Here is a 22,128-nt window from a genome sequence, read left to right as displayed (position 1 = left end):
ACCAACATGTAAAATCAATAAAGGGGACGCAAGTCCCCTTTTTTATTAAATTAAGTTACGAAAATGTCTAACCTTAGCTATCGCTTTCCAAATCATTCAAATCTTCAATGAAATCATCAATACGATTATTAAATCTATTTTTCTGTTTTTTCGTCAAATTATTCATTAAGTAAACAAACAACTCACTGAATACTTTGTTATTTGCAGCCTGGTCTTGAATATATTTTTCAGATTTAAGTTGATCAGGGTTACTAATGAGCTCCGCAAATAAACGTTCATATTCTTGCTTGGCAGTTTCAGGCGACATCGCTAATTTAAAATCAGTAAGCCACGCACCTCGATACGTCATCCATTCATCAAAAGTAGACACAAAACCTTTAGAGATTTCACAAACTTTCTCTTTCTGTGATTTCGTTAACTTACCGATCCATTTTCGAAATTGTTTCTGTTGAGACTGACACGTTTTTTTAGCACGTTGTTCAACAGAGAGGTCTTCTCGCTCTTCTAAGATTTCACGATTATTCTCTTCTAAATTTTCTATTAACGTATCTCGTTGCTCTGGCGACAGCATGTAAGTTAACTCTACAAGTTCTGGTTTCGCTTTTTCTCTTGCAGTAACCCAATGTTCACGAAACGTGCCCAATTGACTGTCTACTTGCTCTTCGGTGATACCAGCATTTACCTCAGCCTTCAGCGCAGTTAATTGCTCGGCATATAAATTAAGTTGTGTTTTTCGATGCCACAAATGCAGGTCATCAAACGCATCATCAAAGGCTGCTTGTTGTTCATCAGTTAACGATACATAGTCGTCTAAATACCAATTCGTCCACCAGCCTAAATTGTTGTAGATAAAACTAAAGCTACAGCCGGAAATTAAAAATACAGAGCCTAATGCGACTGTCGCTTTTTTGCAGATGTTTGCCGTGAACATGCAACCTTACCTTTCCTTGATTTACTTTAATAAAAATAATCGACACTAAATGTATACTGTACGTTATCGTTATGGAATAAGTTTGTAACTAGTTAATCTGTTAGTAAATATTGCGGAGCTACCATGAAAAAAAGGATTGGCATATTAACCAGTGGCGGTGACGCGCCCGGAATGAATGCAGCTATTAGAGCAGTAGTGCTTGCCTCAGCGATAAAGGAGTATGAGGTGATAGGCTTTTTCCATGGCTACAATGGTCTGATAAACAGTGAATGCTCTCTCCTCGACAAAGCATCCGTTGATAACATTATTCATTTAGGCGGTACAACGTTAAAAAGCGCACGCTGTCCTGAATTAAAAACGGAAGAAGGCTTTAATCAAGCAATTAATACATTAATTAAGCTGAAAATAGATGCCCTTATCGTTGTTGGTGGTGATGGCTCTTTTACCGGATTAAGTAAAATTGCCGAACACTGGGATGGGCAAGTGATTGGCTTACCGGGGACTATCGATAATGATCTCGACGGCACAGATTTAACCATAGGGTTTTCGACGGCAATCAATACTGCCATCAATGCAATCGACAAAATAAGAGACACTGCAAATGCCTTTGATCGCGTTTTTGTTGTTGAGTTAATGGGCAGACACAGTGGTCATATTGCCTTCCATGTTGGCATAGCTACAGGCGCAGAGCAGATCATTTCTTTTGAAAATTTCCATCATGGCGACACAGAAACAAAAGTTGCAGAAATCATCAAAGAAGTTAAGCAAAGCAAGGAAAACAAAGACGCTAGTTATTTAATTGTTATCGCTGAAAACTTATGGCCAGGTGGAGTGACTCATTTAAGCAATGCGTTGGCTAGCGCCGACATAGATACAGGCACATGTATCCTTGGGCATATTCAACGCGGGGGGTCACCCGTAGCAAAAGATAGAATTCTAGCCACTAAATTAGGCGTTGAAGCAATTCAGGCGATTGAAGATGGTAAAACCAATATTATGATTGGTGAGATAAATAACGAAGTGTCTTTTGTACCTTTAGTCACCGCGATTCAGCATACGAAAAATGTAGCGGAGAACATGGTTGCGGCACACAAAGATATACTGGCCTTTGGCTGCCATTCAAATAGGTAGACAATCGTAAACAGCCGTATTTATGATGTGACGGCTGTTTTCACTTTTTCTTTATAGCTTCGGCTCACTTTTAATTCTTTGCCATTGGTCATCACTAAATAGTACTCGCCATTTAACTGGCTACAGAATTTCTGTACATAATTCTTGTTTACAATCGTAGAGCGATGACTGCGTATAAAAATGCGAGGATCTAGCATTTCTTCCAGTTGCTTCATGGTTTTACGCAGAATGTGCGTGCCTTCACTGGTGTGAACACACATGTAATCACCAGCAGCATCAATCCAAAGGATGGTTTCAACAGGTACCCTGCTCAACTCACCGCCATCTTTAATCGGTAAAACATCTGAATATTGTGAAAGCGACACTTCTTGATTGGTTGCCAACTCTTCTAGAATCGTTTCTTGATCGTTACCCGTTACGTCACTCACCAGTTGCACTAACTTAGATTTATGCTCTGCATCTTCTTTGTGCTTTATCTGTTCACGAATTTTAACGAGTGCTTGTTCCAATCTAGCTTCGTCAGCTGGCTTCATAAGATAGTCAACCGCGTGTACTTCAAATGCTTTTATCGCATATTGATCAAAAGCGGTTACGAACACCACCACTGGCATTGGTAATTCTTGTTCGATTAACTGCTCCAGTACTTCAAAGCCATTAATACCTGGCATCTGAATATCAAGGAACATAAGGTCAGGTTGATGAGCGCGTACCGCTTCAATCGCTTCTCGGCCATTGGCACATTGGGCAATTACGTTGATATCTTGGTGGTCAGCTAGTCGAATAGCTAACCCCTTGCGCGCTAACGGTTCATCATCCACGATGATGGTTGATAGCGTTGAAGACATACTAACTTCCTAATTCGTACGGAATTCTTATGTTAACTTTAACACCAGAAGGTACATTATTGGAGACAACTAGTGAATAATTATCTTTATAAAGTGCTGTTAAACGCTCTCTCGTATTGGCCAAACCGACACCATTTTCGCGATGTAAGTTACCATTTTTGATTTCAGCACCAGGGCCATCATCAGCTAGTTCAAGCAACAAATCGTTACCAAAGCGATTGACCGACACCGTTATTGTGCCGCCATTCTCTTTAACCGCTATAGCATATTTAATAGAGTTTTCAGCAAGCGGTTGCAAAATCATGCTTGGCACCAAAGCGTTTTGGCAATCATCTGCAATATTAAGACTAACTGACAAGCGCTCTTCAAATCGCACCTTTTCTATATCTAGGTATAACTCTAACGCATGCAATTCACTGGTTAGCGTTACTCGCTTCATTGGGTCTTTATCCAACGAATAACGCAAAAATTCGCTTAATTTCGTTACCATGCCATTTGCTGTCTTATTCTCCTGTACGAGAATTAAGGTAGAAATTGCATTTAACGTGTTAAATAGAAAATGAGGATTTAGTTGGTAACGCAACATTTTTAATTGTGCTTGATGCGCCAATGTGTTCGCTTGGAACACGTTTTGTTTTTCTTTCTGCAACATCTGGTAGTACTTAATCCCAAAGTACAAACCACTCCAACTTAAAATAATATAGAAAGACCATACACTCGATTGCGTGTAATACAGCCAGAATTCAGGTTTCCAACCGTGCTTATATATTTCCCAGTAGTTAATATTCTTAATTACTTGCCATACAACTGCCGTCAAATAAGACGCAATGATGATAACCGCTATCATTTTAATGGGCGCTAAATTCCAAGCTCTGCGGTATACATATCGTAGCGGTACAGTAAGCAACCAACCGGCGTAGCTGTTTAAGAAAATGACAATGACGAAGATATCACGTAGATCGTGGAGCAATGAACCTAGAAATTGTGCTAACGCAAAACCGAACCATCCACAGGTATGTAGAATCCAAAAAAATCTATTGCGGTTTTCGATGAGTTCTTTCCAATTCACAAAATATAACCATTACATGACATTCATTTATAATTATGAGAGATCAACCGTTTAGGCGCACTACACTTAATCGCGACTTTTTGTCAGCTTATCTCATTTCATCAATTCATCATGTAAGTTTTCAGCAAGTCTCCACTGTTTTGCCGCTAGCGTTGAAAATTGCCGCTGTTTTGTTTCTAAATATTGGTTTTCATACCAAAGCGCGTTAATTAAATAACAACAAAAAAGGTTACGCATAACCACCTCAAATTCAACTATTCCCTTGTATTTACATAGTTTTCCAAATATTTCTTTTAATACATCTAGAGGAATTTCATTAACCGCAATAGCCATGGCTAACTCATACTCTTGCGAAGCTAAAGCAGCAGATTCAAAGTCGATTACTTTAAATTTTTCGTTTTCTATCAGGATATTTGAAAAATTTAGATCTCCATGCACCAATTGGAGTAACTCTTCATTTGTTGACGTATCTAAATTAGTCGCTTGTTTATTTGCTGAGCTAAGCAGTTTTCGTTGCAGATCTGTTAAACGGACGTCGAAAGATAATTCTTCAAGAACCGATTGAATACTCAGTCGATTGAAATTGTTTTTAGTCTCAATAGTCAGACTCCCAAGCCGAGAAAGCACTTCAACCAGAACCTGAACCTTATACTCGATTGGGAATGATTCATCGGCTAACAGTACACCCGGTATCCATTCACTGACAATCCAAGGCCCCTCAACATCTATAACGTTGGCACCAATATCATGATCAGAAGCAATACGTTGTGCGTTTGCTTCATATTGTGCTGTTAAAGGAGATTTTAATCGTTTAGCGACCCAATGCTGAGGTGCTATTTGTGTGAATGAAGAATCGCTGCTCGTCTCTTCGACGACATTTTCACTTACAAGGTAAACACTATTGTGAAGCCCCCCTTGGAGAGACTTTACAGTCACGTCTTTTCTTGAAAAGCAACGAAGCGACGTTAGCTCGCTTACTGGAGCATTGCTTTTATCACTAAGCAATCGCTGCCTGCCTTTTATATTGTGACTGCCAGTTTATATAGCCATATGCAGCAATAAAGACATAAACGATAAATAAGGCAGCAGTTGGTGCTAAACCTTTTTCAAGATATACATAGATAGAGACAATATCGATTACGACCCAGTAGAGCCAGTTTTCGATGACTTTTTGCGTGACGAGGTAAGTCGCAAATACTGCAAATACTGTTGTTGCTGCATCAATATAAGGAAAGGTGGTCGGCGTATAGTTATCCATGATGTAACCTACAGCTACTGACACTGCCGATAAAATAACTATAGTTGTAGCGTGAAACCCCCAACTAAGTTGATTGAGGCTTACCGCCTCTTGTTGCAAATGTCTGCCTTTCCAACAGTACCAGCCATAGACTGCCATAACAAAGTAGTAAACCTGAAGTACACTATCCATCCACAGGTAATATTCATAAAAAATATACGTGTAAAGGCAAGTACTTAGAAGTGCTGCAGGCCAGCATAATATATTTTCTCTGGCAGCCAGCACAACGTAAGCTAATGCTGTAATTACAGCGAGCCACTCTAGATAAGAAGTATTTAAGTAATAAGAAAGTGTTTCAGACCACATAGGAATTTGATTATGCGTATTGTCGTTGTCGATCTGCTGCAATAATTTTGAGTATAAATACAGCTGAATGACAAGCCTGATGTACTAATTTCATTTCATTCATCACAAATTGCAACGTTTCGTCATAGGGACCAAATACTTGTGTACTCATGCCATTCGTTTCTACACGAATGCCAGTATTTGCTTTTAATCTGCTGATGAAAGACCAAATTTCGTCTTTATATTTTTCTTCAGCCAATGGGTAAAGGCTGAGCTCAATAGAAATTTCCATAATTATTTATTCTTAGTGGACGCAAAAAAGCGCCCACTAAATATTGTTTTCTAAAATTGATAATCAACAGTCACGCCATAAACAGCCGGTTCACCTAACTGATAATACTGTTTTGCTTCGTAACCATCCCGAGGGTCATTACCAAAGTAAAAACCACGTGTTTTGTAATCTTCATCAGTAAGGTTACGTCCCCACGCGGTAACTGTCCATGCATCTACAGAATACGTAACGCTAGCATTTAATAAGACTTCAGAATCTGACTTTTCATTGTGACTGTCTGAAAAATAAAACTCGTCTTTGGCATCAATACCAACATGCGCAGTTAAATTGTCTGTCAGTACAGCATTTAAACCTAGGTGCGCCGTGTAATTTGGCGCATGTGCTTGTTCCCTTCCTGATACATCAACGCCATCTTGGTTGATGTAATCATCCAATTCGGTATCTAAATAGCCAACACTAGCGACTAACTCTAATGCTTCAGTCATTTGCCAACCAGACTCCAATTCTACGCCGTAATTCGTGCCACTTGCTGCGTTGCCCAAATATAGAACGAATTCCGAGCTACCGTCGGGGCGTGTAACGGTTCTTGACGACTTAACCTGCATATCTTCGCGATCCATATAAAAAGCTGCTGCACGTAGGTAAACATCATCAAAGCTAGCTTTGTACCCTAACTCGTAATTCCAGACCGTTTCTTTATCAAACTCGCGTAATTCTTCCGGTAAAGTACCATCAGTATTTACACCACCGGCTTTGTATCCGCGGTTTACAGACGCATATACAATTGACGATTCATCTAACGCATAATTTGCTACAAGCTTTCCACCAACCATTGTTTCATCAGGACTCGCTGAATAACCATCACTGTTGTCGTATTCAAAGTCTCTTTGTTCAACACGTAGACCTGTAATGATTGTTAGTTTGCTATTTAACTGGGTATCAAACTGAGCGTAAATAGCAGAAGTATCTGCTTCAAAAGAAGAATCAAAAGGAGTCACCAAGTACGTATATTCGCGAAGCAAATCTTCTTCTTCGGTTTTTGCATAACCACCAAGTACCCAGTCAGTATTACCAAAAAGTTGACCTGCTTCGCTTGATGTAAAGCGAATCTCCGCTGTCGTGACTTTTTTGTCACGGAAGTAGTGGTCAGTTGAGCTGTATTCCCACGGGTGAAATCCTTCGTACGTCCAATCTTCGTCGTAACCGTAATCAATTTCGCTATCAGCGTGAGACATGATGATTTCTAGGTTAGCATTTGTCGATTTTGTGTATGTAAATTTCGCGCTTGCTGCTTTGGTATCTTGTTTGTCAAAACCAGGATTATCAGAGCGTGTCTTTCGGTTATTATCTAAAGAAAAAGCATCATAACCATTGTCGAAATCAAACACGTAAAGACCAATGTTTGCTAATAAATGGTTGTTAATTTGCCAATCAATTTTCGCTCTAGCGGTAAGTTCGTCTCGGTCGTTTGTGTCTTCAACATCTAAATACGTGTTTTCAATAAATCCATCGCTTTGATATTGTTCAACAGACAGGCGGTAATTCGCAGTATCTGTTGCAGGACCTGAAAGCATTATTCCAGCACCATAGCTATCATAATTTCCAGCAGTGAGTTTTACTCGACCTTCAAACGCATCACTTGCCGAATTCGTTTTGACATTAATAATACCTGCGAGTGCATTGGCGCCAAACTCTGTGCCTTGCGGTCCACGAAGAACCTCTACTTGGGCAACATCAAACATTGAGCTAATTCCACCAACGCCTGTGAAATCAACATCATCAATGATAATACCTACAGACGGATTAATGGGCTCTTGGAATTGGCTTCGCTCACCTATACCGCGAATTTGATAGTAGCGTGCACGTTGTGTTCCTTGACTAAAGCTGACATTAGGCGCTAACGCTATCATTTCTTCCAGATGTTGTGCATTACGCATGGCAATGTCGTCATCGCCTAATACGGTTGCTGATGAAGGTAAAGCTTGTAAGCTAGAATTGCGAAAATCTGCTGTAACTGTGATGACTTCAATATTATCTTCGGCAATTACCGATAATGATGAAGAAAGGAGCGCTGCCGATATAGCAGTAGCAAGTGAAGACTTTGTTATTTTCATGCTGTTCTCTTTGATATCACTAGCGCAGCATGATTGGGACACGAGCGAGAACATGTCGCTTTGAATTAACCATTCCTACGCCAGTGCTAACTGGTTCAGGTTCAAAGGGTTCATTTCTGTCTCAGCCAACCTAGTTGGCACCCCTTGGTTTGCGGCGGCATAATATCAACAATATGCCGCCTATTACAGTGTTTTATTTACTGATCATAGGACCTAAAGGTTCACCACCCAATAAGTGCATATGAATATGAAATACCTCTTGGCCGCCATGTTCATTACAGTTCATGATAAGGCGATAGCCGTTTTCATCAATCCCCTCTTCTTTTGCCAACTTTCGCGCTACGGTAAACAAACGACCTAACGCTAGTTCATCATCATCACTTACATCATTAACCGTCGGTATTAATTTGTTGGGGATGATGAGAATATGTGTGCTGGCCCGTGGTGAAATATCTCGAAAAGCCGTTACCAGTTCATCTTGATATAACAAGGTTGTTGGTATCTCTTGACGAATAATTTTCGAAAAAATTGTTTCTTCTGGTGTTTGGGCTGACATTAAAAAATCCTTGAAATTAACCGGTTGTCATCAGTGTATCACTTGAACTTGGTTTTACAGCACTTTTTAGATCTTCAACAAGTAAGTAGTTCACTGGCACTAAAATTAATGTGATAAACGTGGCAAAGATAATACCGAACCCTAGGGAGACTGCCATTGGAATAAGAAACTGAGCCTGTGTTGCCTTTTCGAATAATAAAGGCATTAGACCAATAAATGTTGTTAACGATGTCAACATAACCGGCCTAAATCGTGATTGCCCTGCCGTTAACACCGCCTCCATTAACGCTTTGCCTTCTTCTCGCTTTTTATTGACGAAATCTACTAAGACCAAGCTGTCATTTACGACGACACCTATCAAAGCCATTAATCCAAGCATACTCATAATGGTAAGGTTCATACCCATTATCCAATGTCCAAGTACAGCACCTATCGCACCAAAGGGTATTACAGACATTACGATGATCGGTTGCAAATACGACTTGAACGGTATTGCCAATAAGCAGTAAATAATGAAAAAGACAAACAGCAATCCATAAAACATACTGCCAAAAGATTCGCTTTGTTCACGTGCTTCACCTTCCATGGTGTAGCTTACACCTGGATATTTCACCATCAGTTTATCTAAATAAGGTTTTAGATCCGCATTCAACACCGTCATATTGGTACTTTCTTTATCAACATCTGCTGTGACATTCACAGTACGATAACGATCAATACGATTAATCTCTGAAGGGCTCTTACCTGGCCTTAGTTCAGCAACATGAGACAGTGGTACATTTCCTCCTGTAGGTGTAGCGACGAGCATATTAGACAAGTTCGCAACCGATGCTCTTTCTTTTAAAGGGAATCGCAGCATCACTCGAACGTCATCTCGACCTCGTTGAATTCTTTGTATTTGAGCGCCGAAAAACGCGTTTCTCACTTGGCGTGTGATGGATGTTACCGACATTCCCATTGCGTGGCCCTGCTCTGTTAGCTCAATTTGGATTTCTTCCTTACCATTTGAGAGACTATCGGAGATTTCAAATGCTGTTGGATAGGTAGCAAGCCTTTCTTTGACCTTTTCTGCAACGGTTTTTAGCAGTGTTAAATCAGTTGCGCTGAGCTGAATGTCAATCGGGTCACCCGCACGCCCTATTTCGGCTCGAAAGGTTAAGCTTTCTGCACCTGGTAACGGCCCAATTAACGCACGCCATTCATTAACCAATTCTCTTATGGTTACACCTGTATTATTTTTATCCGCAGGCAAAATTTCAAAGCGTACCCGTCCTACATTGCTATTCGACGAACCACCTGTAATCGCAAGCACATTGGTTATTACACTTTCGCCATTTTCATCTCGATATTTTTCCTGCAATTGACTGGCAGCGTTCGACATTTTTTGTACATAACTGTCAATGACATCAAAGCTAGTGCCAACAGGCATAGTCACATTCGCTCTCGCCGTTTCGCTTGGAATCCGAGGGAAGAAAGTAAACTTTGTCCAACCACTGGTAATAAAAGAGAGGATCAAAATAAAAACGCCGATAAAACCAAATAAGGTCGTTAGACGATTATTAATTGCTTTGTTCAGAAGAGGTTTATAATACTTAATAATTGCATGCTCAAACCCGTCTGCAAACTTTTGTTGTAATTCAGTCAATTTACCTGTTTCTTTTTTCTCATGACGAAGTTTTAGGTTTTTAAGGTGGGCAGGTAAGACAAACTTAGACTCAATCAACGAAAACAATAATACAGGGATAACAACGACAGGTATTTGAGCAAACAAAGCGCCACGCATACCTTCTATAAACCCTAGCGGCAAAAATGCTGCAACTGTCGTTAAAATACCAAAAGTCACTGGCGTTGCGACCTCTTGCGTACCATTTACAGCCGCTTCAATACCTGTTTTTGAGAACTGGCTATGCCGATAGATATTTTCTCCTGTGACTATCGCATCATCGACAACAATACCAAGCACCAATATAAAGCCAAAAAGGCTCATGATATTGAGAGAAATGTCGAACAACGGCATGAATACAAACGCCCCCATAAAGCTTACAGGGATACCAATAAACACCCAAAATGCGATAGATGGCCTTAAAAATAGCGTCAATAACAATAAGACGAGAAAGCCACCCTGCATTGCATTTGAAATTAGCGTGTTAAGGCGACTTTTAACAATTTCAGAGTCATCATCCCAGTAACTCAGTACAAAGCCAGCTGGTAAATATGCTTGCTGCTCATCGATATAATTTTTTACTGCATCAGCTACTTCGATAGCACTTTGCTGACCAATACGGTAAACCTCTATTAATGCGCCTTGTTGTCCATTGAAGCGCGCTCTTAATTTGGTTTCTTCAAAACCATCATTTACAACAGCGATATCGCGTAATTTAACGATAGTGCCATCTGGGTTTGTTTTAACGACAATGTTTTCAAATTCGTCTTTACGGTAAGCCTGCCCTTTGCTACGTACAAGTACATCACCACCTTCGGTGCGAATATTGCCCGCTGATAAATCAACTGAGCTGTCGCTAATAGCATTCGCGATGTTATCAAGAGAAAGATTAAATTCTCGTAACCTATCTTGTGTCACATCGATACTAATTTCATAATCACGCACCGCATCTAACGCAAGCTGGGTCACTTCTGGCAAACGCAGAAGATCGTCCCTCACTTTTTCTGCGTATTCTCTTAATTCCTTTTCACCGTAATTTGACGCGATTGTTACCGCGATAACTTCGCGTTGTCTTTGCCTTAACGCAATAATGGGTTTTTCTGCGTCAGCAGGAAAAGTGTTAACAGCATCAACTCGACTTTTTATATCAGTGAGAAGCTCTCTGGCATCATAGCCACTCTCAGCTTCAATACTGACACTGGCTGAACCTTCAAGTGATCGGCTAGTGATCTTTTTTACACCTTCGAGATCTTGTACTGCCTCTTCAACTTTTATCGCAACACCCTGTTCTACATCTTCAGGCGTAGCACCGCGCAACGTGACATTCACAGAGATGACATCTGATTCAAATGAGGGAAAAACTTCCAAAGGAATGCGCAAATTTAATGACAACAGGCCTACTAGCAAAATAGTGATCATTAGTAAGTTTGCAGCAACATGATTTCGAGCAAACCATGCTATCATGAGTTTACTCCTTGCTTATCACTTTGTTGTTTATCTCGCTTTTTGCCGTCTTTGCCAGCCTTTTCATTTGCAGACTGTTGGCGTTTAATCGCAACTCCATCTTTAACCGATATAGCAACCGGTGTACCTGAATTTACTTGTCCTAAAGGAGTAAGCACAAGTAGTTCATTTTCTGTCAATCCGGTTTCTATCATCGAAAAACTATTATTCTGCCATGCGATTGAAATGTCTTTTCGCATGAGCAAACCTTGGTCATTTACAACAAAAACATAAGACCCTTGATAGACCGCTTTGTTAGGAACTCTAATTGCGTCACTCACGACCTTGCCATTTATTTCAGCACGGACATATTGACCAATTTTTATCGGTAAGCCCTGCATAGCGACGGTTCCGTATGGATCGTCTATCTGTGCTACGACAAATAATTGCTGCGAGTTTTCGTCAAATGCGCCTTCTGTGCGAACAACCTTACCAAACCATTTTTGTTGCGCGACAAGCTCTGAAAAGATTGACACCGCTGGTTGTTGTTGAACAGATTCTTGTTCAAATCGTGTTCCTTCAGGCAGTACCATGAATGGTAGGTCGCTGTTTTTTATGGGTAGCCTTACCTCTACATAATCGACAGCATACACTTCAGCTAGCTGAGTGTTAGAGGAAACGACTTGCCCAATATCAACAGATTTTTTCAAAATACGCCCAGTATAAGGCGCTTTAATTTCTGTGCGTTCTAGAGAGAGTTGCGCTTTCGTCAGTGACGCTTCAGCAGAATAAACACTTGCTTCCGCTGCTAATAATTGCGGCTTTCTTAACACAAGATCAGGAGCAATATCTTCATTGCCTAACCGCTCCCAATCCTGTTTCGCTTGCTCAACTCTAGCTTGTTCTTCGCTTAATGCTTGTTTAGCACTAAACAACGTCGCTTTAGCAATATTGATTTCTGCTTGATAGTCCCTGTCATCTAATTTTACTAGCACATCACCTTTTTCAAAAAAGCCACCATCTCTAAAATTTGGACTAACATACATAATCTCTCCCGAGACTTGTGGCATCAGTATACTTTTGGTGCGTGGCTGCACTGTGCCATAACTGTCAATTTTCAACGCCAAGTCTTCTTTGCGTAGCGTGACCACTTCAACATTCAACTGAGGTGCTAAACTTGGTTTGCCGCGCTTTGATTGAGGTGGATTACTAACAACAATGTAGGCTAGCAACAAAAAGCCGAACAAAACGGCGAAAGGGATATACTTCTTATAACTGTTCATTTGACACCTGACGTTGTGCAGTAAACTTGTCTTTGAATTCTGCAGAAAGCTGGCTGCCGCCAAGCTCTGCATAGAGTGCAATACGATTCTGAATAATTTGATTAGCCAGTTGTATTACATTGGTTTGCGCATCGAACGCGCGTCGCTGTGCCTCTAGTACCGTGCTATATTCAACGAGACCTTTTAGATACTGGTTAAAAGAGAGTGACTCAGCGGCCAACGCATTTTCTTTCGCTTTTTCAAAATAATTCAGCTGTTGATTGAGCGCGAAGTGGTTAGAAATATTGTTTTCGATATCGCTAAACGTATTGTAGAGCGACAACAAGTATTCTTGCTCTTTCTGCTTAACTGTTAGCTTGGCTTGCTCTTCTAACGCTTTTAGCCTGCCAGCATTAAACAGTGGTGCTGTAATAGAGCCAGCAACCGACCAAGCTAGCGAACCACCATCAAGTAAATTACTGAGTTCATCACTAGAGTCACCACCGCTTGCAGATAACCGAAAACTAGGAAAACGATTTTTATGAGCGATAGCAACACCCATATCTGTCGCTAACAAGTCAAACCATTTCGCTTGAATGCTATAACTTGCGGTTAATGTGTTTGCAGGTAAATCTATAAAAAGTTCATTGTTTAAAGAAGGCAGTTCTAACGTAATATCAGAAAACTGTTGTCCAGACGGGTAGTAACCCAACAGAATTTCCAACAACCTTTTTCGCTCTGAAACGGTTTGCTGTTGTTGTTCAATGCGAGCGAGTTCACTATTAACATCATTCTGCGCCAAATAAACATCAAGCGCTTGACTTAAACCCAACTGATAAGACGCATCGATGATCTCTAGGTTATTTCGAAGATTGTTTGCTCTTTCAATGTAGAGATTCTCTAGCGTTCTCGCTTCTACCAGATTAAACCAGGCGTTCACTACATTAGTAATGACTTGATTTTTCTCCTGAAGAAAAGAGAGTTCTGCAGCTTGAAAACGCAATTGCGCTTGTTTTTGCTCATCTCTGAGCTTTCCCCAAATATCTACTTCGTATTGCAGCTCTAAGGAGATTGATGCATCGTTAGAATATATATTGCTGCTATTAACCGTTTTCCGCCTACTTTGATCAACGCCTAACGACAACTCAGGTAAATCCGTTGCATTACTCACAATAAGTTGCTGCTTTGCTATGAGAAACTCTTGATATTTGGCATTTAGCGTAAAGTTATTTTCTAATGCTGTGTTAATCGCGCTTTGCAACGCGACATCATCAATAATAAATTGCCAGTCACCCAAAAACTTTTCTTTATCCGAGGATACATTTTGAGCATCAGACCAACTAACCGGCAACAATGGTGCCGTTGCTTGTTTGGATATATGGCTAGAATTAGTACATGCGGAAATGGCAGTTGTTATTGCAACAAAAATGAGGGATTTATAAAAAGATTGCTTCGAAATGCCCACGCCTTAACCTTTTTGTTTAGAGCTATATAAAATATATGCTCTATATTCGAAAAAGGTTAATAATATGGATCACTTAGTGCTGTGAAAACACCACTTTACGTTACTTTACAAAACGTTTAATTGGCAATGGTGTTTATGACTCGAGAGCTTTGTGGAGGCCAAACACCTGTGCCCGTCATCGATAAATGATTTGCGCTTTGTTTCAATACCCGACTACCAACGTGAGCTGAAGATTCAGGCCTACTAACCAAGTAACCTTGAATGTAGCCAACCCCTAGAGATTTGAGTAACTCTAGCTGCTCTATTTCTTCTATCCCTTCAGCAACAAGTTTTAGGTCTAACTTATTCGACAGTTCTGCAATAGAATGCAAAATCTTATGGTATTTTTTGTTTTTGGTCGCTTCACTAATAAATAGCTTATCAATTTTCAGGACATCTACTGGCAAGTTAGCCAATACAGATAAGGAACTGAAGCCTGTACCAAAGTCATCAATGGCGATCACTACGCCTTGCTCTCTTAGTTTGTTGAGTTGCTCCACTACATCATCTGACAGATCGACAAAGCTTGATTCTGTAATTTCCAACATCAGTGAACGAGGCGGCAAATGCGTTTTATCTAAAACACTCATAACCCAATCAAAGATAGGTCTGTGCTTTAACTGAACACCAGACAAGTTAACTGACATTCTCGTTTTTGTCATACCAGCACTGTGCCAAGCATACATTTGACGACACGCTTCTTCTAAAATCCAATCCCCTAATCTGAGAATTAAATTTGAATCTTCAGCAATGGGAATAAATTCTGCCGGAGAAATAGTGCCTTCGACTGGATGTTGCCATCGCACTAGGGCTTCGAAATAACTAATGGCGCTGCCATCTACATGAATAATAGGTTGGAAAGAAAGGAAAAAGCTATTGGTATCCAGCGCTATACGCATTTCTTCTAGCAAATAGTGGTATCTCCGAATGGTACTACCCATTTCTGGGGAGTAAATTCTATATATTCCGCGCCCTTCCTTTTTAGCTCTGTACATAGCTACATCAGCCATCTGCACTAAGGCATCAGGCGTATTGGCACTATCAGGGTAAACAGCGATACCAATGCTTGCGCTGATCTTGATTTCCTTGTTACCAAGAATGAAATCTTTCTCTAATTCTTTTAACACGTGTTTGGCAATATTAACGGCGTACTCAGAATCTTCGAGTTGGCTAATGTAGAGCGTGAATTCATCTCCACCTAATCTCGCCAAATTTAACTCTAACTCTGCATTTTCGCACTCAAAGTAAAGCTTTTCTTTTCTTACGATTGTTTTTAAGCGTTCGGCGACCTGAATCAGTACTTCATCACCAAAAGAGTGTCCGAACGAGTCATTCACTTGTTTAAACCCATCTAGGTCAATAAACAATAAACCACTTTTTGACTGCTTTTTCTCACTACATTCGAGTTGTTCCGTAATGTGGTCAAGAAATTTATGCCGATTTACTAACTTGGTCAGTCTATCTCTAAAAGCATTTACTTCAGAGCGTTGTTGATAAGAATCTGTGTAAGATGCCAAGTCTTCAAGAGCCATACTTATTCTCATCAGCGACGAGTGCGACATATCAAGGTCACTTTGCACATCTTTACCAAGCGCTTTGGCAGAGAATTCTGCCTTACTTGCTAGTCCATGCAGCAAACTATTAATCTTGCTTTTGTGATATTTCCCTGACATGACGAACATAATGATTGATACAGCAAGCAAAGCAAAAACCGGAAAAAGAATATCAAGCAAGGCTTTAAATACTGTAAGTTTGACAATTAGCGCTTTTTCTTGGCCTGTATTGTCTTGATACTCAATAACGAGTATCTCACCATACTTTTTCACTTCGGGAAGTAACAAAACATCGACGAGAATTCGCTCTTTAGCGCTTAACGACTGCTCTTGCAGTCCTTGAACGTCAAGTTGTGGCAGAACTTCTGGAATTTCTAACTCTCTTGCAATCATCGAAACCAGTAAAACGTACGTCGTCAAACAGATCAAAGCGAAAGAAAGTGAAAAGGTGTTTAATAATTTGCGGGTTAACTTTTTCAAACAACTAGCCTACCAGGTGCGCCGTAACGTTTAGTTTTACTCAGATAATAAATACATAAGCCTTACAAATTATAACAGTTAATTACAATTCGATTTACTGGCTCTTTTCACAACTTTGTAACCACTTAAACGTTGGGATACGCTCATTGAGTTGCTTAAATTTTATTATTATATGTAAAAAGCTACCGGAATTTAGAGGAAGCAGCAACAGTATTTTGTTTATTTATCAAGATAATAAGCCAAAAAGGCCAGAGACAAAAAAATTGGTACAGAGATGACGAAACGCGATATGGAAAAACTCTAACGCTATGTAGCTGAATTTTTTGATAAAACGTTACTTACTGATAAGTGAAGTTTGTAAGATTTGGAGCGGCTGACGAGGCTCGAACTCGTGACATCCACCTTGGCAAGGTGGTGCTCTACCAACTGAGCTACAGCCGCATTGAGTGTGTTCTTAGATGAAATGGTACCCAGGGCCGGACTTGAACCGGCACGCTCTTACAAGCGAGGGATTTTAAATCCCTTGTGTCTACCAATTCCACCACCCGGGCACTAAGGCCACTTATTCATCTAGAACGAGTGATAAAATATTGGAGCGGCTGACGAGGCTCGAACTCGTGACATCCACCTTGGCAAGGTGGTGCTCTACCAACTGAGCTACAGCCGCTTTATCTTTGATTACATCAAAGTTTGAATTGAAAATTGGAGCGGCTGACGAGGCTCGAACTCGTGACATCCACCTTGGCAAGGTGGTGCTCTACCAACTGAGCTACAGCCGCCTTTCAATTCAGGGCGCGCATTCTAACGCACCTTTTTTCCTAATACAACCTTCAACCGAGTGAAATGGTACCCAGGGCCGGACTTGAACCGGCACGCTCTTACAAGCGAGGGATTTTAAATCCCTTGTGTCTACCAATTCCACCACCCGGGCATAACATGGAGGCGGGTCCCGGAGTCGAACCGAGGTCCACGGATTTGCAATCCGCTGCATAGCCACTCTGCCAACCCGCCATATTCACTACGACGTTGGGTAGTATTCCTTTGGAAATTTTGGAGCGGCTGACGAGGCTCGAACTCGTGACATCCACCTTGGCAAGGTGGTGCTCTACCAACTGAGCTACAGCCGCTTTCCTGGTTGACTCCCTGTCAACTGGTGGTGCATTCTACATTGAAATTACTGCGAGTCAACCATTTAATTTCAAAAATATTTCAAGTGATTAAAAAGCGTCTAATATGATGATTTTTTGGCTTTAATGGCCTTATTTTGCACGCAATTCAGGCCAAGCAGCTTTGAAATATAACACCATTGTCCAAACAGTGAGCACTGTCGCAACAAAATAGAACGTGTATGCTGCAAACATCAAAATTTCATAAGGGAAATTGAACAAAATTAATGGAATATCGTAATTTGGTTGCCAAATTAACCCCATAATACCGAGCATTTGTGCTGCTGTTTTATATTTCCCCAGGGTCGAAACGGCCACCGTATCTCTTTTTCCTCGAGAAGACATAAACTCTCTTAATCCACTGATGAAAATTTCTCGTGCAATCATGATCATCGCGGGCACCGAAATCCACCAAACAGCAAAATCTTCAGCAATCATGATTAGTGCAGCGGCAACCATAAGCTTATCAGCAACAGGATCAATAAATGCCCCAAAAGCAGAAGATTGATTTAATTTTCTAGCTAGATACCCATCAAGTGCGTCGCTAATTGCAGCTAACCAAAAAATGGCAAACGCGCCAAAATGGTTCCAATCGGTCGGTAGATAAAAAACGATGATGAATACAGGAATTAGAATAATTCTAAACAGGGTGATTTGATTCGGAATAGTCCACATAACAACTTCTACTATTATACTCGCCTTTATTGTTAAGGCGTTTTAAATGCATTCTACACGTGTTTTAAATCAATTGTCATGCAAGGCGTCATAAATATTCTGAGCAAGTGCAGTGCTAATACCCGGGACTTTTTCTAACGTTTTCACGTCCGCATTTTTAACTTCTTGCATTCCCCCCAAATACTTTAATAATGCCTGGCGCTTTTTAGCGCCGATACCTGGAATGCTCTCTAATGTCGACGTTTTCGCATTCTTCTGGCGCTTGGCACGATGCCCCGTTATTGCAAAACGGTGACTTTCATCTCGTATATGTTGCACCAAATGCAGCGCGGGAGAATTTCCGGGTAAAGAAATTAACTGGTGACTACCCGCCATAATCAATGTTTCAAGACCTGGCTTTCGAGACTCCCCTTTGGCAACCCCAACTAACAATGGCGTTCTATCGAGAGCAAGCTGCTGAAAAAATTCCTCTGCCCTAGCCAGCTGACCTTTGCCCCCATCGATAAATACAACATCTGGTAGTTTATCGACATCGGTTACTTTGCCATAACGTTTGTTTAAGGCAAAAGACATCGCTGCATAATCGTCACCAGGTGTAATACCAACAACATTGTATCGACGGTAATCACTTTTTAAAGGGCCCTCTGTATTGAAAACAACACAAGATGCAACCGTTTGCTGGCCCATCGTGTGGCTGATGTCAAAACACTCAAGTCGCTGTATTTCATGTGGCAATTCAAATACTTCATTAAGTTTTTCAAAACGCTTTTGCATTGACTCTTTTTCACTGTTTCGAGTGATAAGTGCTTGCTCCGCATTCGTGGTGGCTAACTTTAAGTACTGTTTTCTTTCTTGTCTGACATTACTTGAGATTTTTACCTCATAGTCAGATTGGATAGAGAGCAGTTTACCCAGCTCTGCTGCATTCTCTATTGCATGACTGATGACAATCTCTTTAGGAATTGCACCTTGGAATGCCTCGTTCACTAAATAGTGCTGACCAATAAACGCTGCAATAATCTCCTCTTCACTATCTTCAGCCATAATTGTTGGGAAATAACTTTTGCTCCCCAAAATTTTATGGTCTCTAACAAAGAGCAAATGAATGCACACTTGGGCTTTTTGCCTGTAAACCCCTATCACATCCATCTCTGCGGCAACGCCACTGACAAATTGCTGCTGTTGTACTTTGCGTAGAGTTGCTATTTGATCACGATATTGCGCGGCCTGCTCGAACTTTAATGCCAAGCTAGCCTGCTCCATCTTATCGACCAACATATCGATAACGTCTGAACTTTTGCCTCGGAGAAACAACTTAGCCATGTCAACTTGTTGGGCATAGTCATCAACTGAAATTTTATCAACACAAGGTGCGGAGCAACGACCGAGTTGGTGTTGCAAACACGGCCTTGTTCTCGCTTTATAGTAGCTGTCTTCGCATTGACGAATAGGAAATATTTTCTGCATTAGACGCAGAGACTCCCAAACTGCGCCAGCAGTCGGAAATGGGCCGAAATATTCACCTTTTTGGCGTTTAAAGCCACGGTGCATACCCAATTTCGGGTGTTTGTGTTGAGTAATCAGTAAATAAGGATAAGATTTATCATCCCTAAGTAATATATTGTATTTAGGCTGATACTTTTTGATGTAGTTATTTTCAAGAATGAGCGCCTCACCCTCTGTATGGGTAATGGTGACATCAATAGCCAATATCTGCCTTACTAAGGCTTTGGTTTTAACACTATTGACGTCTTTTCTGAAATAACTACTGAGTCTTTTTTTTAGGTTCTTTGCTTTTCCCACATATATAACCTCTTGCTCGAGGTTATACATACGATAAACACCTGCTTTTTCAGTAACCGTTTTAAGAAAAGCTTGAGAATCAAATGAGTTGTTATCTGGCAAAACTTATAGTTTTTCTGTTTTAAGCATACCGTGGCGTATTGCCAAGTGAGTTAGCTCTACGTCATTGCTTACTTTTAGTTTTTCGAACATGCGGTAACGATAGCTATTTATCGTCTTCGTGCTCAACATAAGTTGCTCTGAAATGTTAGGCACTTTCTCACCACGTGTGATCATCCACATAATTTGCAGTTCACGTTCAGAAAGTGCATTAAATGGGTTCTCTTCTGCTGATTTGAATTGATTCAAAGCCATTTGCTGCGCAATATCGGGAGTAATGTAGCGCTGCCCACTATTAACCGCTCTTATTGCGTTAACCATTTCATCTGGACCAGCAGCCTTTGTTAGATAACCCGCTGCTCCTATTTGCATCACCTTTGTCGGAAACGGATCTTCACTATGAACTGTTAGTACAATGACTTTTACATCAGGCGCATACCGGATAATTTTCTTAGTCGCTTCCAAGCCACCTATTCCCGGCATATTCATATCCATTAAGACGACATCCGGTTCTTCCTTGCGACATAAAGATACAGCATCTTCACCCGTTTGCGCTTCACCGACGACTTTAATGCCTTTAACGTCATCTAGAATTCTTCGTATACCTGTACGAACTAACTCGTGATCGTCTACTAAAAGAACATTAATCAAGCTGTTTACCCTTTATTCTTATTTAACCCGATAAAAACTCGCAACTACGAACGTGTTACGAGAATATTTCAGCAATATATAGCGATTTAGTTTGCAACTCAATCTCTTAATCATGAATAGCTATTCAACTCGTCATAATTAGTAAAGTTTAGACTACAATCCATTTTTGTTAAGCCAATTATTAAGCAGTCCTATTTGCCCATTTTTATATGCTGCATATGTCAGTCTGATAGCGTTACTTAAAATGACCGAATCTGACCATTGTGTTTGTTCAGAAATCAATTCATAACACTCAATCGCTTCTTTTGACAAATAACCGCGCATTTCTTTTCTGCCTTTTTCTTTTTGCCTTTCACGAAATCTTCTTTGTTTTTCTGCGTTTGAAAGCGCCATAATAATCCTTTGCTATAGTTAGCCTGTATGTATAGCGACATAGGTTACGCATAACCTATCAAAATGCAACAAAATAACTGTTCAGAGTTGTTTAGTGTACAAGTGTTCGCTAAAGTACTGCCTTTAAATTTTCAAACGATATTATTACGCATGGAACAAAAAAACGCCTATTCAAAAGAAGACCTTATTTTAGCTGGAACGACTGACTTTTTCGGCGAAGGTAACAGTAAACTTCCAAAAGACAATATGTTGATGATGGATCGCATCAACTTAATTACTGAAGAAGGCGGTGAATTCGGCAAAGGTGAAATTGTTGCTGAATTAGATATTAACCCAGATCTTTGGTTCTTCGATTGCCATTTCCAAGGCGACCCGGTTATGCCAGGTTGTCTGGGATTAGACGCTATGTGGCAGTTAGTCGGTTTTTTCTTAGCTTGGGCTGGCGGTCCCGGTCGTGGTCGCGCATTGGGTGTGGGCGAAGTGAAGTTCACTGGGCAGATTTTACCAACAGCAAAGAAAGTTACCTACAATATTCAGCTTAAACGCGTCATAAAGCGTAAATTATTTATGGGTATTGCAGATGGTACAGTGTCTGTAGATGGAAAAGTTATTTACACAGCTACAGACTTAAAAGTTGGCTTATTCGCAGACACATCTAGCTTTTAACAATAAAGTTTAAAGCTATACTATAAAAAAGCCCGGTGTTACCGGGCTTTTTTCATTTCACTAAACCATTTTGTTTATCGGCAATAGCTTCTCGCCAACCACCTAACCATTCTGATTTTGCATCTGCTGCTTGATATGGACAATTTTCTTTAGAACGACCGGAAATGCCTGCTTGATATCCTCTAGAATGCGCTCGGTCTTGACGATCACGTTTTTGCCTTTTCATCATATGTGCGCTCTCCTTCTTTAT

19 protein-coding genes, 7 tRNA genes and 1 riboswitch are annotated in these 22,128 nt (G+C 40.5%); of the genes, 2 read left to right on the top strand and 24 right to left on the bottom strand.

Going from position 1 to position 22,128, the window contains the following annotated elements; translation table 11 throughout:
- Nucleotides 1-73: 73 nt before the first annotated feature.
- Complete coding sequence (locus tag ACFSJY_RS10655; RefSeq protein WP_386034040.1) at nucleotides 74-931, bottom strand: DUF6279 family lipoprotein; 858 nt, start codon at nucleotides 929-931, stop codon at nucleotides 74-76.
- A 123-nt stretch (nucleotides 932-1,054) separates the two neighbouring features.
- On the opposite strand from ACFSJY_RS10655, the gene ACFSJY_RS10650 reads away from it, so the two are divergent.
- The gene (locus tag ACFSJY_RS10650; protein WP_386034038.1) at nucleotides 1,055-2,062 is read left to right on the top strand and encodes an ATP-dependent 6-phosphofructokinase; all 1,008 of its coding nucleotides are present in this window, start codon (nucleotides 1,055-1,057) and stop codon (nucleotides 2,060-2,062) included.
- A gap of 20 nt (nucleotides 2,063-2,082) precedes the next feature.
- On the opposite strand, the gene ACFSJY_RS10645 is transcribed toward ACFSJY_RS10650, so the two are convergent.
- From ACFSJY_RS10645 to ACFSJY_RS10540, 22 genes are all read right to left on the bottom strand, one after another.
- The gene (locus ACFSJY_RS10645; protein WP_386034036.1) at nucleotides 2,083-2,907 is read right to left on the bottom strand and encodes a LytR/AlgR family response regulator transcription factor; all 825 of its coding nucleotides are present in this window, start codon (nucleotides 2,905-2,907) and stop codon (nucleotides 2,083-2,085) included.
- Between the two features lies 1 nt (nucleotide 2,908).
- Nucleotides 2,909-3,976, bottom strand: coding sequence for a sensor histidine kinase (locus ACFSJY_RS10640; protein WP_386034034.1), 1,068 nt, complete (start codon nucleotides 3,974-3,976; stop codon nucleotides 2,909-2,911).
- Between the two features lie 93 nt (nucleotides 3,977-4,069).
- Nucleotides 4,070-4,912 carry a phosphotransferase gene (locus tag ACFSJY_RS10635; RefSeq protein ID WP_386034032.1) on the bottom strand — a complete coding sequence of 281 codons (843 nt, stop codon included), beginning with the start codon at nucleotides 4,910-4,912 and terminating at the stop codon, nucleotides 4,070-4,072.
- A gap of 61 nt (nucleotides 4,913-4,973) precedes the next feature.
- The gene (gene pnuC / locus ACFSJY_RS10630; RefSeq protein WP_386034030.1) at nucleotides 4,974-5,579 is read right to left on the bottom strand and encodes a nicotinamide riboside transporter PnuC; all 606 of its coding nucleotides are present in this window, start codon (nucleotides 5,577-5,579) and stop codon (nucleotides 4,974-4,976) included.
- A gap of 10 nt (nucleotides 5,580-5,589) precedes the next feature.
- On the bottom strand, nucleotides 5,590-5,850 hold the full coding sequence (locus tag ACFSJY_RS10625; RefSeq protein WP_386034028.1) for a hypothetical protein: 261 nt from the start codon (nucleotides 5,848-5,850) through the stop codon (nucleotides 5,590-5,592).
- A gap of 50 nt (nucleotides 5,851-5,900) precedes the next feature.
- On the bottom strand, nucleotides 5,901-7,964 hold the full coding sequence (locus tag ACFSJY_RS10620; protein ID WP_386034026.1) for a TonB-dependent receptor: 2,064 nt from the start codon (nucleotides 7,962-7,964) through the stop codon (nucleotides 5,901-5,903).
- 55 nt (nucleotides 7,965-8,019) lie between these two features.
- Nucleotides 8,020-8,119: riboswitch (TPP riboswitch) on the bottom strand.
- A gap of 38 nt (nucleotides 8,120-8,157) precedes the next feature.
- A complete protein-coding gene (locus ACFSJY_RS10615; RefSeq protein ID WP_386034024.1) occupies nucleotides 8,158-8,520 on the bottom strand; it encodes an HIT domain-containing protein in 363 nt (120 codons plus the stop codon).
- Between the two features lie 16 nt (nucleotides 8,521-8,536).
- Entirely contained in the window at nucleotides 8,537-11,647 is a 3,111-nt protein-coding gene (locus ACFSJY_RS10610; protein WP_386034022.1) for an efflux RND transporter permease subunit, read from the bottom strand.
- Nucleotides 11,644-12,909, bottom strand: a complete 1,266-nt coding sequence (locus ACFSJY_RS10605; protein WP_386034020.1) for an efflux RND transporter periplasmic adaptor subunit — start codon at nucleotides 12,907-12,909, stop codon at nucleotides 11,644-11,646. Before ACFSJY_RS10605 ends, ACFSJY_RS10610 begins: the two co-directional genes overlap by 4 nt.
- Nucleotides 12,896-14,353, bottom strand: a complete 1,458-nt coding sequence (locus ACFSJY_RS10600; protein WP_386034018.1) for an efflux transporter outer membrane subunit — start codon at nucleotides 14,351-14,353, stop codon at nucleotides 12,896-12,898. The genes ACFSJY_RS10605 and ACFSJY_RS10600 overlap by 14 nt, the downstream gene beginning before the upstream one ends.
- Nucleotides 14,354-14,469: 116 nt before the next feature.
- Nucleotides 14,470-16,425: a putative bifunctional diguanylate cyclase/phosphodiesterase gene (locus ACFSJY_RS10595; RefSeq protein WP_386034016.1), complete on the bottom strand. Its 1,956-nt coding sequence runs from the start codon at nucleotides 16,423-16,425 to the stop codon at nucleotides 14,470-14,472.
- Nucleotides 16,426-16,790: 365 nt separating this feature from the next.
- Nucleotides 16,791-16,866, bottom strand: a tRNA-Gly gene (locus ACFSJY_RS10590).
- Nucleotides 16,867-16,889: 23 nt separating this feature from the next.
- A tRNA-Leu gene (locus ACFSJY_RS10585) sits at nucleotides 16,890-16,976 on the bottom strand.
- 40 nt (nucleotides 16,977-17,016) lie between these two features.
- Nucleotides 17,017-17,092, bottom strand: a tRNA-Gly gene (locus tag ACFSJY_RS10580).
- 36 nt (nucleotides 17,093-17,128) lie between these two features.
- Nucleotides 17,129-17,204: transfer RNA gene (locus tag ACFSJY_RS10575), tRNA-Gly, on the bottom strand.
- 65 nt (nucleotides 17,205-17,269) lie between these two features.
- Nucleotides 17,270-17,356, bottom strand: a tRNA-Leu gene (locus ACFSJY_RS10570).
- Nucleotides 17,357-17,362: 6 nt separating this feature from the next.
- A tRNA-Cys gene (locus ACFSJY_RS10565) sits at nucleotides 17,363-17,436 on the bottom strand.
- Nucleotides 17,437-17,476: 40 nt separating this feature from the next.
- Nucleotides 17,477-17,552 (bottom strand) — tRNA-Gly (locus tag ACFSJY_RS10560).
- Nucleotides 17,553-17,684: 132 nt separating this feature from the next.
- The gene (pgsA, locus tag ACFSJY_RS10555) at nucleotides 17,685-18,266 is read right to left on the bottom strand and encodes a CDP-diacylglycerol--glycerol-3-phosphate 3-phosphatidyltransferase (protein ID WP_386034014.1); all 582 of its coding nucleotides are present in this window, start codon (nucleotides 18,264-18,266) and stop codon (nucleotides 17,685-17,687) included.
- Nucleotides 18,267-18,335: 69 nt separating this feature from the next.
- Entirely contained in the window at nucleotides 18,336-20,171 is a 1,836-nt protein-coding gene (uvrC, locus tag ACFSJY_RS10550) for an excinuclease ABC subunit UvrC (RefSeq protein ID WP_386034012.1), read from the bottom strand.
- 3 nt (nucleotides 20,172-20,174) lie between these two features.
- Nucleotides 20,175-20,819, bottom strand: coding sequence for a UvrY/SirA/GacA family response regulator transcription factor (gene uvrY / locus ACFSJY_RS10545; RefSeq protein ID WP_386034010.1), 645 nt, complete (start codon nucleotides 20,817-20,819; stop codon nucleotides 20,175-20,177).
- A 153-nt stretch (nucleotides 20,820-20,972) separates the two neighbouring features.
- On the bottom strand, nucleotides 20,973-21,212 hold the full coding sequence (locus ACFSJY_RS10540; RefSeq protein ID WP_386034008.1) for a hypothetical protein: 240 nt from the start codon (nucleotides 21,210-21,212) through the stop codon (nucleotides 20,973-20,975).
- Between the two features lie 150 nt (nucleotides 21,213-21,362).
- On the opposite strand from ACFSJY_RS10540, the gene fabA reads away from it, so the two are divergent.
- Nucleotides 21,363-21,878 (top strand): bifunctional 3-hydroxydecanoyl-ACP dehydratase/trans-2-decenoyl-ACP isomerase, encoded by a 516-nt coding sequence (fabA, locus tag ACFSJY_RS10535; RefSeq protein WP_386034006.1) that lies wholly within the window; start codon nucleotides 21,363-21,365, stop codon nucleotides 21,876-21,878.
- A gap of 52 nt (nucleotides 21,879-21,930) precedes the next feature.
- On the opposite strand, the gene rmf is transcribed toward fabA, so the two are convergent.
- A complete protein-coding gene (gene rmf, locus ACFSJY_RS10530; protein WP_386035016.1) occupies nucleotides 21,931-22,104 on the bottom strand; it encodes a ribosome modulation factor in 174 nt (57 codons plus the stop codon).
- Nucleotides 22,105-22,128: the final 24 nt, after the last annotated feature.

Origin of the sequence: Thalassotalea euphylliae (assembly GCF_042682785.1) — a bacterium.
Taxonomy (GTDB): Bacteria; Pseudomonadota; Gammaproteobacteria; order Enterobacterales; family Alteromonadaceae; genus Thalassotalea_F; species Thalassotalea_F euphylliae.
Note: the sequence above shows the minus strand (reverse complement) of the source record. Positions and strands in the feature narration are given on the sequence as shown.

Excerpts from the sequence above, each read along its gene's own strand:
- pgsA (WP_386034014.1), bottom strand. The coding sequence starts at position 18,266 with ATGTGGACTATTCCGAATCAAATCACCCTGTTTAGAATTATTCTAATT.
- rmf (WP_386035016.1), bottom strand. The coding sequence starts at position 22,104 with ATGAAAAGGCAAAAACGTGATCGTCAAGACCGAGCGCATTCTAGAGGA.
- ACFSJY_RS10650 (WP_386034038.1), top strand. The coding sequence starts at position 1,055 with ATGAAAAAAAGGATTGGCATATTAACCAGTGGCGGTGACGCGCCCGGA.
- ACFSJY_RS10605 (WP_386034020.1), bottom strand. The coding sequence starts at position 12,909 with ATGAACAGTTATAAGAAGTATATCCCTTTCGCCGTTTTGTTCGGCTTT.
- ACFSJY_RS10540 (WP_386034008.1), bottom strand. The coding sequence starts at position 21,212 with ATGGCGCTTTCAAACGCAGAAAAACAAAGAAGATTTCGTGAAAGGCAA.
- fabA (WP_386034006.1), top strand. The coding sequence starts at position 21,363 with ATGGAACAAAAAAACGCCTATTCAAAAGAAGACCTTATTTTAGCTGGA.
- ACFSJY_RS10620 (WP_386034026.1), bottom strand. The coding sequence starts at position 7,964 with ATGAAAATAACAAAGTCTTCACTTGCTACTGCTATATCGGCAGCGCTC.
- ACFSJY_RS10625 (WP_386034028.1), bottom strand. The coding sequence starts at position 5,850 with ATGGAAATTTCTATTGAGCTCAGCCTTTACCCATTGGCTGAAGAAAAA.
- pnuC (WP_386034030.1), bottom strand. The coding sequence starts at position 5,579 with ATGTGGTCTGAAACACTTTCTTATTACTTAAATACTTCTTATCTAGAG.
- ACFSJY_RS10610 (WP_386034022.1), bottom strand. The coding sequence starts at position 11,647 with ATGATAGCATGGTTTGCTCGAAATCATGTTGCTGCAAACTTACTAATG.
- ACFSJY_RS10645 (WP_386034036.1), bottom strand. The coding sequence starts at position 2,907 with ATGTCTTCAACGCTATCAACCATCATCGTGGATGATGAACCGTTAGCG.
- ACFSJY_RS10615 (WP_386034024.1), bottom strand. The coding sequence starts at position 8,520 with ATGTCAGCCCAAACACCAGAAGAAACAATTTTTTCGAAAATTATTCGT.
- ACFSJY_RS10655 (WP_386034040.1), bottom strand. The coding sequence starts at position 931 with ATGTTCACGGCAAACATCTGCAAAAAAGCGACAGTCGCATTAGGCTCT.